This window comes from Maribacter sp. ACAM166 (assembly GCF_005771495.1).
Lineage (GTDB): Bacteria > Bacteroidota > Bacteroidia > Flavobacteriales > Flavobacteriaceae > Maribacter.
Genome location: NZ_VAUW01000029.1, coordinates 1 through 17253, shown reverse-complemented (window position 1 = coordinate 17253; position 17253 = coordinate 1). Strand labels below are relative to the sequence as shown.

The 17253-nt window shown below is 38.3% G+C and carries 16 protein-coding genes, 1 tRNA gene and 1 pseudogene; 2 read left to right on the top strand and 16 right to left on the bottom strand.

The window, feature by feature from the left end; genetic code table 11:
* Positions 1-52: 52 nt before the first annotated feature.
* The 3 genes from der to ES765_RS16055 all read right to left on the bottom strand — a co-directional run bounded on the left by der (position 53) and on the right by ES765_RS16055 (position 2140).
* On the bottom strand, positions 53-1357 hold the full coding sequence (gene der, locus ES765_RS16060; protein WP_138115327.1) for a ribosome biogenesis GTPase Der: 1305 nt from the start codon (positions 1355-1357) through the stop codon (positions 53-55).
* 90 nt (positions 1358-1447) lie between these two features.
* Positions 1448-1627, bottom strand: coding sequence for a hypothetical protein (locus ES765_RS22405; RefSeq protein WP_249356518.1), 180 nt, complete (start codon positions 1625-1627; stop codon positions 1448-1450).
* 54 nt (positions 1628-1681) lie between these two features.
* On the bottom strand, positions 1682-2140 hold the full coding sequence (locus tag ES765_RS16055) for a hypothetical protein (protein WP_249356516.1): 459 nt from the start codon (positions 2138-2140) through the stop codon (positions 1682-1684).
* 435 nt (positions 2141-2575) lie between these two features.
* Between ES765_RS16055 and ES765_RS16050 the strand changes: the two genes are divergently transcribed.
* Positions 2576-3064 carry a GTP-binding protein gene (locus tag ES765_RS16050; RefSeq protein ID WP_138115326.1) on the top strand — a complete coding sequence of 163 codons (489 nt, stop codon included), beginning with the start codon at positions 2576-2578 and terminating at the stop codon, positions 3062-3064.
* A gap of 77 nt (positions 3065-3141) precedes the next feature.
* On the opposite strand, the gene era is transcribed toward ES765_RS16050, so the two are convergent.
* Entirely contained in the window at positions 3142-4026 is an 885-nt protein-coding gene (gene era, locus ES765_RS16045) for a GTPase Era (RefSeq protein WP_138115325.1), read from the bottom strand.
* A complete protein-coding gene (locus tag ES765_RS16040) occupies positions 4013-5377 on the bottom strand; it encodes an alanine/glycine:cation symporter family protein (protein WP_138115324.1) in 1365 nt (454 codons plus the stop codon). Before ES765_RS16040 ends, era begins: the two co-directional genes overlap by 14 nt.
* 191 nt (positions 5378-5568) lie before the next feature.
* Here ES765_RS16040 and ES765_RS16035 point away from each other — a divergent pair.
* Positions 5569-5641, top strand: a tRNA-Met gene (locus ES765_RS16035).
* Between the two features lie 346 nt (positions 5642-5987).
* On the opposite strand, the gene ES765_RS16030 is transcribed toward ES765_RS16035, so the two are convergent.
* The 11 genes and pseudogenes from ES765_RS16030 to ES765_RS15980 all read right to left on the bottom strand — a co-directional run.
* Positions 5988-8288, bottom strand: a complete 2301-nt coding sequence (locus ES765_RS16030) for a relaxase/mobilization nuclease domain-containing protein (RefSeq protein ID WP_138115323.1) — start codon at positions 8286-8288, stop codon at positions 5988-5990.
* A complete protein-coding gene (locus ES765_RS16025; RefSeq protein ID WP_138115322.1) occupies positions 8288-8671 on the bottom strand; it encodes a hypothetical protein in 384 nt (127 codons plus the stop codon). The genes ES765_RS16030 and ES765_RS16025 overlap by 1 nt, the downstream gene beginning before the upstream one ends.
* A gap of 765 nt (positions 8672-9436) precedes the next feature.
* Entirely contained in the window at positions 9437-9796 is a 360-nt protein-coding gene (locus ES765_RS16020) for a hypothetical protein (protein ID WP_138115321.1), read from the bottom strand.
* A gap of 191 nt (positions 9797-9987) precedes the next feature.
* Positions 9988-10176 carry a hypothetical protein gene (locus ES765_RS16015; RefSeq protein WP_138115320.1) on the bottom strand — a complete coding sequence of 63 codons (189 nt, stop codon included), beginning with the start codon at positions 10174-10176 and terminating at the stop codon, positions 9988-9990.
* 209 nt (positions 10177-10385) lie between these two features.
* Entirely contained in the window at positions 10386-10541 is a 156-nt protein-coding gene (locus tag ES765_RS16010; protein ID WP_138115319.1) for a GNAT family N-acetyltransferase, read from the bottom strand.
* A gap of 974 nt (positions 10542-11515) precedes the next feature.
* Positions 11516-13216 (bottom strand): assimilatory sulfite reductase (NADPH) hemoprotein subunit, encoded by a 1701-nt coding sequence (gene cysI / locus ES765_RS16005; protein WP_138115318.1) that lies wholly within the window; start codon positions 13214-13216, stop codon positions 11516-11518.
* 40 nt (positions 13217-13256) lie between these two features.
* A complete protein-coding gene (locus ES765_RS16000) occupies positions 13257-15074 on the bottom strand; it encodes an assimilatory sulfite reductase (NADPH) flavoprotein subunit (RefSeq protein WP_138115317.1) in 1818 nt (605 codons plus the stop codon).
* Entirely contained in the window at positions 15065-15271 is a 207-nt protein-coding gene (locus tag ES765_RS15995) for a hypothetical protein (protein WP_138115316.1), read from the bottom strand. Before ES765_RS15995 ends, ES765_RS16000 begins: the two co-directional genes overlap by 10 nt.
* Before the next feature lie 175 nt (positions 15272-15446).
* The gene (locus ES765_RS15990; RefSeq protein ID WP_138115315.1) at positions 15447-16340 is read right to left on the bottom strand and encodes a LysR family transcriptional regulator; all 894 of its coding nucleotides are present in this window, start codon (positions 16338-16340) and stop codon (positions 15447-15449) included.
* Positions 16341-16647: 307 nt separating this feature from the next.
* On the bottom strand, positions 16648-16965 hold the full coding sequence (locus ES765_RS15985) for a hypothetical protein (protein ID WP_138115314.1): 318 nt from the start codon (positions 16963-16965) through the stop codon (positions 16648-16650).
* Between the two features lie 51 nt (positions 16966-17016).
* A pseudogene (locus ES765_RS15980) lies at positions 17017-17253 on the bottom strand (APC family permease); the annotation flags it as partial.

The following is a 17253-nucleotide window of genomic DNA, read 5'->3' as shown; positions in this document are numbered from 1 at the left end:
CCCTAAGAATTTTTAAATAACTATTAGGGGAACAATTCGAACATAAATATACTTACTTCTTACGCATAAATATGGTAATGGGAACTCCCGTGAAGTCATATTTCTCTCTAATCTTGTTTTCCAAATAGCGCTTGTAAGGATCCCTAACATACTGAGGTAGATTACAGAAAAACGCAAATTGAGGATAAGGCGTAGGCAACTGAGTGCAAAATTTTATTTTAACAAATTTACCTTTATAAGCGGGTGGCGGATAGTGGTCTATAATCGGCAACATCGTTTCATTAAACTTACGTGTAATGATTTTCTTGTTCCTATTATTAAAAACTTCAACAGCTGTCTCTATTGCTTTAAATATTCTTTGTTTTGTAAGTACCGAAACAAAAAGGATAGGAACATCGGTAAATGGTTCAATCGCTTTTTTGATTTTATCAGTATAGTGTTTTATTGTATTGGTTTCTTTGTCTTCTACCAAATCCCACTTATTCACCAAAATGACGATTCCTTTATGATTTCGTTGAGCGAGCCAGAAAATATTCTCTACTTGTCCATCAAAACCACGCGTAGCATCTAAAAGCAAAATACAAACATCACAATGTTCTATTGCTCTAACCGAACGCATTACCGAGTAAAATTCTAAATCTTCCTTTACTTTAGATTTACGCCGAATTCCTGCCGTATCAACTAAATTAAATTCAAATCCATAACGATTGTATTTTGTATCAATGCTATCTCTCGTAGTACCTGCAATATCAGTAACGATATATCTTTCTTCACCAATTAGTGCATTGATAAATGAAGATTTTCCAGCATTTGGTCTACCCACTACAGCAAACCTGGGCAAATCAGTCTTTTCTTCTGTAGCTTCTGGCAACTCTAATACCAGCGCATCCAACAACTCTCCAGTTCCACTGCCATTTATACTTGAAAGTGTATAATATTCTCCGAGCCCTAATGAATAAAACTCAACAGCATCTTCTGCTCGTTTTGCATTATCAACTTTATTAATTGCTAAGAAAACAGGCTTTTTAACCCTTCGTAGTAATTTCGCAACATCTTCGTCCATACCGGTAACTCCGGTTTCTACATCAACCATAAATATTATGGCATCGGCTTCTTCAATCGCTAATTCTACTTGTTTATCTATTTCTTTTTCGAATACATCATTACTGCCAACCACATATCCACCGGTATCTATAACCGAAAACTCTTTACCGTTCCAATCACTTTTACCATAATGACGATCACGGGTAACGCCGCTAACGGCATCAACAATAGCCTCACGTCTTTGAATCAATCGGTTAAAAAAAGTCGATTTACCTACATTAGGTCTCCCTACAATGGCAACAATAGCACTCATAGCTTAATTTTGGCGCAAAGGTAGTACTTAATGCGGCAAATACAATATAACTTAAATAGAGAGGTCTGATTGAACTTTATTTAAATATTTTTATAGAGAAGGTTGTTGATTTTTAGAAGAATATAAGTATGGCTCCCCAATTGTTCTATTTCGTATGACTTTTGCAGGCGAGCCATATGCAATAACCTTATCCCCAAAATCTTCAATAATCAATGCTCCGGCGCCTATAACCGTATGGCTACCTAATGCAATCCCATTTATATAATTCACTCCCAAACTTATTGCGGAAAACCGACCAAATTTCAAATTTCCACCACTACATACTTATGGGGCCAAACTTGAATAACTCTCCATTATACTGTCGTGACCAAGGGAAGAATTTGTATTTATAATACAAAAATCATGTATTCTTGAATTTGCATTAATAATTGCCCCAGGCATAAACACACTACCACAACCCATCATAACATCTATTCCAATTATTGCCTTTGGATGTGCTGTATTTATGAAATTAAAATGCGGGACTACCCTAACAATTCGATCTACAATACATTTTCGTGTCCAATTATCTCCAATCGCCACTATACCTCCAACTATATTGGATCTATTTATTAAATAAGGTAAATCATATTCACTTCCAAGCACTTGATACCCATTAACTCTTGCTCCCTTAAGCTTATAAGGATCAACAAAACCTATTACATTATATTTTCCTTCTTTCTCCAGACAATCCAAGACTACACTACCATGGCCTGAAGCTCCAAAAATAATTACATTCTGCATTTCATCGATATTTTTTTAGCTAATTTGACGATAAAAATAATGGCAGAGAGCCTTTATGAATAGTTTGCTTCATTATCACAAAAAGACCCTGATTTTTTTAGCCGAGTAATTTTTTAAATACTGGCAAGAGGTATAATGGCGCAGCAGACAAAGCACTATTTAACCTAATAACTTCATTAGTAGCAGCTTTTAATTTCCTATCAAGAAGGTTAATCTATCGAGAATTGTTCTTTGAACGAAGACAAATACCTAAATCAATCGCTCTCAATCTAATTTCCCCTAAATTCACATAAAACAATATATCAACTAGGGAGATTATATTTCAATTGAATTAAAATTTCTACTTTGAACTTTTCTTTTTTTTTAATTCCTATTTATTTTCAAGAAATACTTTTTACGTTTAAATGACTTTCTTTTGCAAACACAAATGACCGTATGAAAACCCTACCTAACGATTTTGTACTAAGGCCAAGATTTCAATTAAAATTAGAAAAAACTAAAGAATCGGCTTTAAATGCTTTCAAAAACATAGACCAACCTCCATTTATAATTAAAATTCTAGATGACCATGTTTTCATTACGTTTAACCAAAAACAGATTCACTTTTGGTCTCCCCAATTACAATTAGAAATCAATGAAGAAGATAACGGAAGTATCGTGTTTGGTCTTTTTGGTCCTAGCCCAACTCTATGGACCTTTTTTATGTTTCTACATTTTGGCGTGGCAACCATTTTTATAATTCTAGGTGTTTGGGCGTATTCAAGTTCCGCCTTAAACCGACCATATGGCCTGCAACTTGCATTGATGGTGGGTATGGTTATTTTATGGATTGTACTATATACCTTAGGGAGGTATGGTAGAAAAAAGGGGAAACCCCAAATGAATAGTCTTTACATTTTTATGAGAAAAATACTTGATATATAAATATTATTCTATTTTTAACCGCATCTATTTCAAGTAAAAACACTTCAGACTTATAACATCAAGGTTATAGAACTCTATTATTTATTATATCCAAAACGTTTTAGTTGTCTTGAATCACTTCGCCAATTTTTATTAACCTTTACATATAGCTCTATATGTACTTGTTTACCAAAGAATTTTTCAAGATCTTTTCTTGATTCCATACCTACACGTTTTAAGGCAGCACCTTTATGACCAATGATAATTCCTTTTTGGGAATCACGCTCAACCATTATTACAGAACGCATACGTATAATTTCTTCATCTTCAAAAAACTCTTCTGTCTCTATTTCGACAGCATAAGGAATTTCCTTTTTGTAATGCATTAGAATTTTCTCTCGAACAGTTTCATTAACAAAAAAGCGTTCAGGCTTATCGGTTAACTGGTCTTTAGGATAATATGGTGGTGATAATGGTAATAACTCAATTATACGTTCAAAAACACCTTTTATATTGAAATTAGATAGTGCAGAAATAGGATGCAATTCCACATTAGGCAACATTTCCTGCCAATACTGAACTTGCTCTTCCAATACCTCTTGGGTAGTAGTATCTACCTTATTCAATAATAACAAAACAGGAATTTTGATATTTTTAATTTTTTCAAAAAAAGCTTCATCTTTTAGGGCCTTCTCCCCTATCTCTACCATATATAAAAGCACATCGGCATCTTCAAATGCAGACTTCACAAAATCCATCATACTGGACTGTAACTCATATGCGGGTTTTATAATACCAGGGGTGTCGGACAAAATCATTTGAAAATCATCCCCATTAACAATGCCCAAAATACGATGTCTTGTTGTTTGTGCTTTAGAAGTTATAATTGATAATTTTTCACCCACAAATGCATTCATGAGGGTAGATTTGCCAACATTAGGGTTGCCAATAATATTTACGAAGCCTGCCTTATGATCTGCCATCCTTTAACTTAATTAAATATTTCTTCATTTCCGCATTCACCTTTGGAGCCAACAAAAGTACGGCAATCATATTCGGAATTACCATAAGGGCATAAGACAAATCAATTAAATTTTTAACCAAGTCCAATGAAGCTACGGCAGCAAAAACAATCATAATAACGAAATACCAATTATATAGCCTTCCTATTTTCGCATTCGTCAAAAACGAAAGAGATTTCACACCATAGTACGAATAGGTAAATAAGGTAGATAACGCAAATGCAGTTACAATTACCATCAGTAGTACATCTCCCCATCCAAATAAGGTAGTTTCAAATGCGGACAAAGTCATTACTATACCACTCACATCTTCCAAGTAAGCACCACTTAAAATAATAACTATAGCAGTGAAGGTACATACTAGAATTGTATCTATAAATGGACCTAACATTGCTACTAAACCTTCTCGAATAGGTTCGTCATTTTTAGATTGACCATGATACATTGGCGCACTACCCAAGCCTGCCTCGTTAGAGAACATTGCTCTTCGCACCCCAATAATCACAAGACCCCAAAATCCGCCAGTTACTAATGATTTAAAATTCCAAGCTTCGGTAAGTATCAGTTTCAATGAAGGTAGTATCAGTTCTGAATTCAAGGCCATAACCACCAATACCGCCACCAAGTATACTGCCACCATAAACGGCACAATAGCAGATGCAACTTTAGCTATTTTGGTTAAACCACCAAAAATCACAAAAGAAGTGATGATAGCCAAAATAATACCAATTGTCCATTTCCAATTCTCATCGCTCATTTCAAATAAAGTGTTAGCAGGCTCCACTACACTCATAAACGTTTCAGTAAATTGATTCGCAGTAAATACACCTAAAAAACCAAATAAGCCACAGACCGCGAAAAAAGTTGCCAATGGTCGGGCTTTTTCACCCAAGCCTTTTGTTATATAATACATAGGACCACCTTGTAACTTCCCATCCGAATCTGTACCACGGTACATGATTGACAAACTACAGGAATAGAATTTAATACACATTCCGATCAATGCGGTCATCCAAATCCAAAAAACAACACCCGGACCTCCGTCATGAATAGCAATAGCTACGCCCGAAATATTTCCTAAACCCACGGTAGCCGCCACTGCTGAGGAAAGTGCTTGAAAGGAACTCACATCACCTACAGAATTTTCATCATCATATTTACCCGCAGTAATGGCGATGGCATGTCCGAAAAATCGATACGGCATGAATTTCGAATAAACAACAAGAAAGAGTCCACCGCCAATAAGTAAAAGAAACATTGGCCATTCCGTATAAGGAAGTGCACTTGCTATAAAGTCATTAATTGTATCCATAAAAACCTAAAAAATCGAAGTTATGGATTTTATGTTTTTTTAATAGCAACTGGTCCTAAAAAGATTATTTAAAATAAGTTTTGAAAGTAGCGAAAATTGGTTGTATATTTGCAGCCCGTTACAAATAGTAGCGCCCATCTTGACAGTGTAATGAGCTGTAGTTGCAAAACAAGAAAGATGGAAACCCATATCGCGGGGTAGAGCAGTAGGTAGCTCGTCGGGCTCATAACCCGAAGGTCGCTGGTTCGAGTCCAGTCCCCGCTACTAGAAAAACCAAGCCTTTCAAGAAATTGAGAGGCTTTTTTTATTCAAGGGGTAAAACATAGGTAAAACAAATTAGGAGTTTTTAAGCCTGTTAATCAAAACTTACCACCTCTAACCAATTCCTCTTAAAGCTGTTTAAATAGTTCCATTTTGCCAATTGGCTTTTCCTCTTTGAATAAAACAACGTAGGAGTTTGTGGATACAGTAGTTGACAAATTAAACCTAGAACTCAAAAATCATGGTGGTTAGTGTATTAGATTCGTTCAGTATTTTCTTTATTCTCCCTATCCACAAAGAAGCACCCGATAGGGTGCTACATTCAATAACCAGACCACTTAAATGAATTCTATAATGAAAATCCTTTACCCTTGAATTTAGAATAATCCGTAAGTTCATCCTTAAAACCATTATAAACCTCTTCTTGTCCTTTGCCCCTGCTCCCTAATAAAGAACTTATGACATAAACACCTTTACTTAATAGCCTATTTTGTTCGTGGCCAGCTTTTCGTTCCATTACCTGCTTTATACTTTTCCGAAGTCCGCTGTCCATATGGTGGTGTACCATTTCCGGATGCAGGTTTGGATAAATGTTCTCCTCCCTTAACATATAAGAGACCTTGCCGTACAATCCTCTTTCCATTAAATAACCCGCCCATAGGTTTTTGAGATCGTTCCTACCGTCTTTGACAAGAGCATTAATAAGGCTCTCCTGTTCCTTTAAGGTCATACTTAAATTAGGAATCGAATTCAAATAAAGGCTCGTTCTTTCCGGTAACGCGAAACTTGTTCTATTGTCCGTATAAATGGATTTGAACGCGAGCCCCTCATTTCCTTTCACAAAGTAGAAACCTTTAGCATTGAAAAAGCCGATATAGTCCTTTGCAGATTTCTCGAAAGGTGCGTGCATCCATTCTGCATGTTTTAGATAGGAACCCAAAGCGACATTTTCATATTGTTGCCTGTAACTAGGTGCCATTGCTTGATAAAGTTTAGGAAAAATCATTGGCAGAAAAACACTCAAGTCCATCATTTTGAGTCCGCTATCGGATTGTTGTGACGTCAACATTTCCAGCATCAAATGATTTTGACGGATAAAACCAGTGGATACATAATTCTCCATGGCCTTCGGGAAGGGCAGTTCGCCCAAATTGACCGGTATTTTATGTTTGTTCGAATTGGTAAATGACAATAGGTTATTATGATATTTCACCCCTAAGGATTGGAACAAAAGACGAACGCTTCCGTTTTCCTTCCCAACATTGAAGATTCCGTTTCCCAATACCTTGCCTATAAGTTGGAATTTACCTTCCAAGGTTTCTTTTTCTTTTTTAGTTTCTTGTTTATATAATCTTTCCTTTACCGATGGAAATTCCTTTTCAAGTACTTTATACAGTAATTCCTTCTGATTTTTTGGAAGATAGTGTTCAAGGAATATATGGTTTTTTGTTTGTGTTATATACGGAAGGATATTGTCCAAGTTTTTAGTCAGGATGCTTTCCGAGAGCAGTCGGTTTTGTTTCGGGGGTTTTAGATAGGATGCTTGGAATGCCTCTTTTATAAGTTTCTGCACTTCCAATTTATACTGTTTGCTATCGCTATCTATTTCCGTTTGTTCGTCCCGGTTCCCAAAAATATCGGGTCGTTCTACCATTCGTATATTATGGCTCAGCTCCCTTTCTCTAAAAACATAACCCGATTTGTCATATATGGTATATCCATAGATAGTATCCCCTTTTTCATCCAGTTTAATATCAACATTCTGGTATTCCTTGAGCACTTTGGCAAGGTCATGCGGACGGATTGTTTTAAAGAGACCAAATGTAGTTTCTATCTGTTTCAGCAGGCGCTTCCTGTGCATCGGAAGCAGCTTCGTTTTCGATTCGGCATCGAACACTTTTTGTAGTTTCGGGCCGCTCAACCCTCGGTGTACGATGGAGCCGTTAATGAACCTTGTCTGATACCCTTTTTGATTGTTCAAACCGTAGGCCACCCCTACCCTTCCAGATTCGCTTTTAGTTTGTCTTATTTCGATGTGATAGGGTTCTACCAGTTTTGCTAGTTCTTGAAAGCTGCGCACTTTGTGCTTTTGGAGGATGCCGTTCAATACATCCTGCAAATAAAACTTCGCCCCTTGAGTTTCATCCAGACCGGACTGTAGCTCGGGTAATCTATATAATGGGAGGTTCCTTTCTTGTTTTGTACTTGGCGCTGGTGATAGTCCGAACTTCTTTTCTAGATATTGTCGGGCCGCAATGCTCCTTCTATAGCTATTGAAGATGCTCAGGACTTTTCCGGTTTCATTCACATTGGTCGTTACGATATGGACATGCTCGTGTTTGGTATCATTGTGCCTAACAATAACATAGGGCTGTTCCCCATAGCCCATTTTCTCCAAATATTCCTTTGATACCTTATGGAAGGTTTTATCGTCAAGATGTTCACCATGGGGAAGGTTCAGACTAATGTGCGCATAACGGTTCTTGGTTGCATTGCGCTGTCCCTGAAAATGCAGTACGCTCCCGAAGAACTTTTGGGAAATGTCCTGCGAGCACATATTCCCGTAACCGAGTATGCGCATGCCTTCTTTCCCAAATACATAGTTCAAGGTTCCTTGGCAACTTTCCCCATAAATAATACTTACAATCATTACGTTAGTTCTTCTACAGTAACATTGATAAGCACTTGCAAAAGAGCATTGGCCTTTTGTATTTCGTTTTCCAGATTACTGTTCGGACTTCTCAAATTTTTATGGTGGGCAAGCTTGACCAATTGGTTGATGTTATTACCTATTTTATTGATTCGATAGGCAAGGTTCGAGGTGTTCGGAAGCCTGTCCTTTTCCTCCGACTCTTTGTCCAAGACCAATCTTCTTAGTAGAGGACTAATTACGCCCCTATCTGAAATATGCAGATGATAGGATTCGCAGATTATCCTCAATGTATCATATTCGGTATCGTTGAACCGCAGCATTATGTTATGGTATCGCTTCTTTTTTCCTAGTCTTTTTCGGCCTCTTTTTCTTTGTTCCATTTCGGGTACTATTTAAAGCAAACACTTCGCAAGAAGTAGACAATTCTAAGTTACTTAGAATACACCTTGCTATCCGTTTCACGGATAAATATAATAGATAAATCATAAATACAACTATCTTATTGTCAGTATTTTAACTCGTATATACATATTAAACCATATCGGATTACATGGAACCAATCCGGTAATTATCTTGGTCTTATTTGGTGTTTGGGAATTCTGGAAATATCCTATTTTTTTGTGGACAGGGAGAGGAAAGGGAAAGCGGCCTTTTCGCCGCTTGTGCTTTTTTGCGGCTCCGAGGAGGTCGGGCAAGTCTGGAACGGAAAGACGTCCATTCGGACCGGGGGAGCGAGTCAGCATGGGGTGGATTGGAGTGGCAGGATTGCTCGACTTCCGCAGGGGCTTGGGTAATCCATGTTCTGGAAAGATCCAATTTATTAGGTCTATAAAAGCTTTCACCTTTATCTTTGTACTTATATATTGCCTTTTGGACCAATATGGCTCTATCCGAAATAGATATTTATAACACATTGATTTACTGCGCATTAACGCCTATAGTAAATAATTAATTATATAGTTAATTGATTGCATACCTAACTAACTATATCGGCCATACGGTAGTAAATCTACCAATATTATGTATTTTCTGAGAGGGTGAGGATAGGCTAACGGTCATTTGGCTGAATGCCTTTTAGTCCCGGCACCGGTGCTGTTGTACAAACTACAAATGGAAAACATTCTCTTGTAAGTCGTTCAGATCGTTCACAAAGAGAGGAACCCAATTGAATGGACGACCAACCTCCTAATAGGTTTGGAAAATCCATTTTTTATTTGAACTTTGATTATTCCACTCTTTAAATCCTCCAGAACATTGACCCATTTTGTTTCGTAAGTTAAATAAAGTTCACAAAAACATTTTTCCTTTACAACTTTAAGTATGTGATTGTACCAATCCAGGTAGGTCCAATCTGAGGGTTTTGGAGAATAAAATGTTTGTTTTTCTGGATTCCAGTGAACTTCCATGGCAGTTCGATAGATGAGCACGAACTTTTTCAACCCAAGACCAATATGTAGATACCCTAAATCATCGATTTCTATATACGCTATTCTATCTCTATCCAATTATACAATTGTTTAATTGAACTTTATTTATCTGATTCTCTCTTGATGGGCTGATTCCGGTCAGAACTACTCGCAATACCGTTCGATACTTTCGTTGCGTCTATCAATACAAAAGTGGCAACTGGAAGCTTAAAGCGGTCCCTTAGCAACTATCACGATAGCTGTTTCAGCATAATCCCTTTTTGAAATAATCATCCTTCGAGGCTGTAAAACCATTCTTCGGCCTGAACGATGCCTTCCTGAATGGCACCATTCTCGGTATATTGACCGGATTCCATTAACCCATCGACTATTTCGAGGACCTTACTTCTTATGTCATCGTCCAATTCGTCCAGTTTGGCATGGAAATCTTCAAAAGTCCAATTTCTTTTCCTATCCATGGTTAAAAGTTACGGACTTTTTGATTTAAAAAAAAGTTCTGGAATAAATCAAAGCAGTATTTTTCGGAAGTCGATTCCATGTTAATAAAGTTTCTTGGAGTGATAGTAGCTTATCCTTTATTAAAACTTTTAATCTTCTAGATGCACACCGACATGGTGTCCTATCTTATCTTTTATTTGAACTTTCAATTCCGTTTCAGAATCTAGTTTTATTCTCTAATTTTTCCACACATAATTAAATCGTAATATATAGAATTCTTCAATCTATGTTCATTCAGCTCACATTCTTTCTTCATTTCGCAATTCTCCATCACTTTTCCAGATGCTGGATTTCTTCTAAAATGAGAAGAAGTAATCTTGTTCAAATTTAAATCTTGAAAACCAAAATTTATAGTTGACTTCAAAAACCTTGTACATCTCCCGTTATTCAACAATCAACCCGATAGAAATCTAGGTTCGGTTTGTGCATACCATTTCAGTTTGATTCTTGCTATTTTTAGGTTTGAACCGGAATCATAAAGTTTGGTTTTTCCACTTTGAAAGATCAAGTAAAACTACCTTATCGCCAAAGACGGTGATATGGAAAAGTACACTTGATTCAATTTACTAAAACAGATTATCTCATTGCGCCTCGACGGCTTCTACAACAGTAAAATGGGAGTGCCTTGGGTATTTTCCGCAGCACTGTAGACACCTACAAGTGCGTGTTCAGTTGCAGCGAGTATTTTTTTAAGAACTACCGCCTTTTCACAATGCCCTCTTCCTTTCCCACACTGCCCATATAGCTACTTATATTGTTCTTGCTGATCCCAAGGATGCGGGCAATCGGTTTGTATCCCATGCCGTGATTGTGTATCCTCAATTTTTGTTTTATAAGACTCATACGTTTTGGTTTTCCTTTCATGACGTATTTTTTAATGGTTAAAAACTATCAACTAAAACCAAAACCAGATAGCAAAAGAGGTAGCTAAACGAAAAATGGACGCTAACACTTTTGAAAAAGCAGTTTTGAATTAAAATTCTACTATCCTTATATTTTAGAAGAATCTGCATCCCACAGAACGACAGTTTTAAATCATCGCAGAATACAAGCTTTTGAGCAGTCAAGGTGTAGCCTGTAACCAATTCTAAAAATTGGAAGAAAAGTTCTATTTCCGGTGTGGTTCTGATTCCATTTCCCAAAACAAAAAATTTCTTTAAACCGACTACCACGGAGACCTGTCTAAATGCATTTAATCGGGCTGGCAGGGCCATAGAGCATTCCTCCAGTTTCATTTTGATCTCAGGGCAAAAAGTAGGATGTTAAGATTGAAAAAAGTAGCAGAGCAAAATATTTTCCTTATTGTAGAACTTGTAAAGGACGATTTGTTACTTCTACTATTTCTTTCCTTATCACGAAGTCTCCAAAACTTTCTTTCTTTTCTCTTTTTTGGGCATAAGCTGCTATTATGGGGGCCAATTCTTGCAGGATATCCTGTTCGGATAGCATTTCCATATAGAGGGTATTTAATCGGTCTCCATTATGGCTAGCACCTAAATATAGATTATAGCGCCCGATGGCACGGCCTACAAAACCAATTTCCCCAAGGGATGATCGCGCACAGTTATTGGGACAACCGGTCATCCTGATAGTGATTTCATCTTCTTCAAGACCATTTTTCCGCATTATTATATCGAGTTTATCAACCAAGGAAGGCAGGTAACGCTCAGCTTCTGCAAAAGCAAGTCCACAGGTGCCCAATGCCACACATGCCATAGAACTCTTTCGAAGTCCTGTAAGTTCGGAATGGTTCTTAATACCGTTATTCTCCAAAATAAGCTCTATTCTTTCTTTATCCTTTTCCTCTACATTTCCAATAATAAGATTTTGGTTTCCTGTTAACCGAAAATCGCCTTTATGGATTTGTGCTATTTCCCTTAGGGCTTTTTTTAATTCGTGTCCATCTTCGTTTTTTACCCTTCCATGTTCTACGAACAACGTGTAGTACCATTTTTTACTTGTCCCTTTTAGCCAGCCATATTTATCACCGTTGGATATGAATTGATACAGCCGCGGACTGCCAAGGTTCCAACCAAGGCGCGTATTTAGTTCATTTACAAACCATTCCAAACCTCTATCGTCGATGGTGTGTTTCAACCTCGATAATTTTCTGTCCGATCGGTTGCCATAATCCCTTTGGATAGCAATGACTGCCTCGGCCACTTCGATAACCTTTTCTTTAGGTGAGAAACCTATCACATCAGCCAGTCGTGGATAGGTGGCATCGTTGCCAAAGGTACTTCCCAATCCGCCGCCCACGCAGATATTAAATCCGGTGATTTTATTGTTTTTTTCGATGACTATGAGACCAAGGTCATTGGCGAAAATATCAATATCATTGTCTGGTGGAATAGCCAAGGCTATTTTGAATTTTCGGGGCAGATAGGTATGATGGTATAAAGGTTCAAAATCTGGAGTACCTGCTACTTTTTCCTTGTTCAGCCAAATTTCGTGATAGGCGGTGGTTTTTGGAAGAAAATAATCGCTTATCTCTCCCGCAAGCCGATACACTTCTTCGTGAATCTGGGACTGGTAGGGATTGGGATTGCACATTACGTTCCGGTTTACATCGCCACAGGTGGCAAGGGTACTCAATAATGTATTATTTACTTCTTGAATAGTCGATTTTAGATTTCGTTTTAGAATCCCATGAAACTGAAAGGATTGCCGGGTGGTCAATTTAAGCGTCCCATTACCGTATTTATCCGCAAGCTCGTCTAAAGTAAGCCACTGTGTGGGCGTAGTTATTCCGCCCGCAGCCCTTATCCTTACCATGAATTGGTACAAGGGTTCCAGTTTTTTTTGCTTCCGTTCAACCTCAAGATCTCTGTCATATTGCTGATAGGAGCCATGATATTTAATAAGTTTCACATCCTCTGGGTCGAGGGCACCGGTCAAAGGGTCTTTTAAGCTCTCCTTGATGGTTCCACGAAGGAAATCACTTTTATCCTTTATATGTTCGTCTTCTGATAAATTCTGTTGCTCTGATTGATCGCTCATAAATGGGTTTCTTTTGTGTCAGGATTGTTTATGACACAGATTAATAAATATCCGCTTGGTACCGATTGGCCAATTGAAGCTTTTTAACATAATCTTCCGCCTTTTCAAAGGTTACCCCGCCCTGCTGCTGTATAATCTGCTTTAGGGCTAGGTCCACATCCTTTGCCATCTTTTGTGCGTCCCCGCATACATAAAAATGGGCTCCGTTTTCCAGCCAATCGTACAATTCCTTGCCGTTTTCCAGCATACGATGTTGTACATAATTCTTTTCTATCTGATCTCGCGAAAAGGCAACATCGGCCTTAGTCAATACTCCTTCTTTGAGGTATTGTTGCCATTCGGTCTGATAAAGGAAATCTGTCGTGAAATTCCGATTGCCGAAGAAAAGCCAGGAAGGCCCTTTTTTCTCAGCGACTTCCCTATGCTGCATGAATGCCCTGAAAGGTGCTATTCCGGTTCCCGGTCCTACCATGATGATAGGCGCATCAGGATTTTTCGGAAGTTTAAAGCGCGTATTTTTATCAACAAAGATTTTAACTTTATCGTCCACCTCCAACCGATCGGCCAAGGTAGAGGAGCAGTGGCCTTCCTTGTCCCTGCCAAACGCATTGTACCGCACTATGGATACCAGCAAATGAACTTCCTCGCCCACAGCCTCCTGGGATGAAGCTATGGAGTACATTCTGGGCGTGTTTTTTCGAAGTACCGAAATCAGTTCGTCCGGTGAAAATATATGAGGTTCCCCGGAGAGTAAATCTATAATATCCCTTCCCGGAAGATATTCCAAAACGGCGGTACTGTCCGCAAGAATTTTTTTTAGGCGTGGACTGTCGGTTATTTCGGCATATTTGGACAAAGAGATTTTTGATAAGGGTGTAAGCTCGTAATCATAGGTCAGTGCCTCCAGTAAAGTTTTTTCTCCATTATGGCCTACTACCATCTTTTCACCGGATAAATTCGTTGCTTCCAAAACCGCCTTTACCAGTTTGGGGGAGTTCGCCCCATACACTCCGAGGGCATCCCCCGGTTCATAAGTTATTCCCGAACCTTGAAGGTCCAGCTCCAAGTGCATGGTCTCCTTGGAGGACCCCGTGCCGTTAAGGTTTATTTTCTCAAGAATCGTGGCTTCAAAAAGATTTTTTCTGGAGTATTTTGTCTCGGTTGCCGGTGCGATTTCATTTGGCCCTATTTGCAAATTGGATGTTTCGCTCGATTTCTTTGAGATGGCATCCAGTAAGGTATTTTGCCAAGTTTCGGCATCGTCCTCATAATCGACATCACAGTCCTGACGGGGAGCCATACGGGTACCACCCAACTTATCCAGAATGGCATCAAAATCCTTTCCGGTCTGGCAAAAATCGACATAACTGCTATCGCCAAGACCTAAAACCGAAAATTGTACGTGGGAAAGGTCGGGTGCCCTTTTGCCATGCAGATATTTATAAAGGTCTTGAGCCTGCACAGGAGGTTCTCCCAAACCATGTGTACTTACGACAACCGCCAATTTCTTTATTTTATTTAGGTCCCTTGTCTTAAAAGAAGCCATATCGGAAACTTCGACCTCGATTCCCCTTTCCTTTGCCAGGTTCGCTAAATTTTCGGCCAAAGCTTCACTATTTCCGGTATGGCTGCCAAATAGAATATTTAATTTTCCCGGTTCAACCGCAGTGGCAGCACCCAAAGATGATTCGTTCGCTGTACCATCTGTTGCTATGGAAGTAGGGTTCTGGGCGATACCAGAAAAGTAGCCGCTCAACCAGTTAAGCTGTCCGAAATCCAATCCAGAAAGGGCTTCGCTTAGCTTTTTCCCTTGTTTATCGTTGAACGGACCCCGTTCCAGTCCTTTTTTTAAATCCATGTAAAGAATTTAGTATTCGTGAAATATAATACGGTAAACGGAACCAGAGATAGGGACCTTCTGTCAAAAGGAACCAGACTTTTCAAATGAATAAATTCTTCTTGGTTCCCGTGTCCTAACTCTTGATGTAAATCATTTTCATCTGCTGTGGTCAGGGCATTTAATTCTGGTGCTTCGTCTCCAATTCTTATGCTCATTATTTTACGTTTGGATTACGCCACAAAGATAAACGGAACCAAGGCCAATCACCAATTCCAAATTTTGATATCCAATAACCTGAAGTTATAGTTGGGGTCAAATAGTTGGCGATAAATGAATCGGAAAATAAAATTGTCCAATAGGTTAGTATTGGGGACATCCTCCTATGGAAGCTTACAAATTATGGTTTCGGATCAAAAACTGCATCAATAGTCCGGGAAGCCCCGCTTCCGGTCCTTGGGGCGTGATAAAATAAAAACGCCTGTGGATGGGTAATTTTTTTATTTCGATAATTTTAAGGACTCCGCCTTGAAGCTCTTTGAGTATGGCATGCAAGGAAATAAAGGCCATGCAGTTCGAATGTTGAAGATAGGACTTTATGGCCTCGGTACTTCCCAATTGCATTTCTACCTTGAGGTCGGCCAAACGGATTTCTTCTTGTTTTAATGCACCGGCAATCACCTCCAAGGTTCCTGAACCGGGCTCCCTCAGTAAAAGGGGAATGTTTTTTAATTCTTCCAGCCTTATCTCGTCTTTCTTGGCCAAGGGGTTTTTACTACTGCACACCAAGACAATCTCATCCTTTAAAAATGCTGTATAATGTATCTCACGTTTTTTCGATTTGCCTTCGACAACACCAATCTCAATACTTTTATTCAACAGCGCCTGTTCGATCTGTTCCGAATTGCCACTGAGCAATTCAACCTTGACATCTTGGTGGATACTATGAAAACGCGCAAGTAACGGTGGTAATATATACTGGGTGATAGAAGTACTGGAACCTACATGCAGCAGCCCTGTTTGTGTTTCATTAAACTGATTCATATCAAATTCCATTTGCCTGTAGATTCCTTGAATATCTTCCGTATGTCTCAGCAATACTTCCCCTGCGGGAGAAAGAACTATGTAGTTTCCCTTCCTTTCGAAAAGAGCTAGGTTGAACTGGCTTTCCAATTCTTTTATATGCTTCGTGACGGCTGGCTGTGATATTAACAACTCTTTGGCCGCTTTGGTGAAATTGAGCCTTTTGGCCACGGTATAGAAAACTTTTAAGCGGAAATCAGTCATATACAATAATACTCATATTTTTAGAATGGTAGGTTGCCGTAATATGATATTAAATCTGGACGCCCATGCCCAATCCAATGTATCGCTTGTTACATTTAACCTTTTAACCTACCACTAGGCAGCAGTTATCGATGACCAAAGATGTGCGGTTCACCATGATAAAGAAAAGGATGGTGATAACCCAAGTTTATAGAGCTTTGTCATAATAAAAGTTTAAGAAATGATATTATTTGTCACTAAAAACTTTGTGGGTTTTATCGTTCAATTGGATTTTATGAGAACATGTATTTATAATAAAACCCATCCCTTATTTGAACTTTGGTATTTTCACTTGTGCCTTACTTAACGCCATTATAAAATCTTGTAATTTTGGCTGAACGTCATTTCTCTCTGTTGGAATGAGTGAATCAAAAACGAAAACAGCTTTCTCAAGTACTCTTATTTCTTCAGCCCACAATTTTTTTTTACGATATAGTATTGCCAACCTTCGATAGGGAAAGCTACCTTCAAAATTCTCATAGATATTAGCTTCATAAAGAACCATAGCTTCCAATATTTTTCCATCCTTTTCTAACTGCTTACCCTTCGTGTTCCTTTGAACTTGAGAATCGAGATTACTACTCATCCTTTATTTAAACTTTAGTTTCAGTTCAGTTCTTTGTAATGCTCTTTTTTATCAAATTATTAGTCTTACTCCGCCCAGTTCTTCAATCTTATAAGGGAAATGATCACCTGGTGAAGCAATGAACATAAAGTTGATTGGAATATTCCATTCTTTTGATAGTCTATTGATGAGTTCAGGACCAAAGTGATCATCTAACTCAATAAAATCGATCTTGATCATGGGGTATTCTCTATCAATGACATTAATATCATTCCTAAATTGTTCAGTGATTGCAATTCCGTTTCTAAT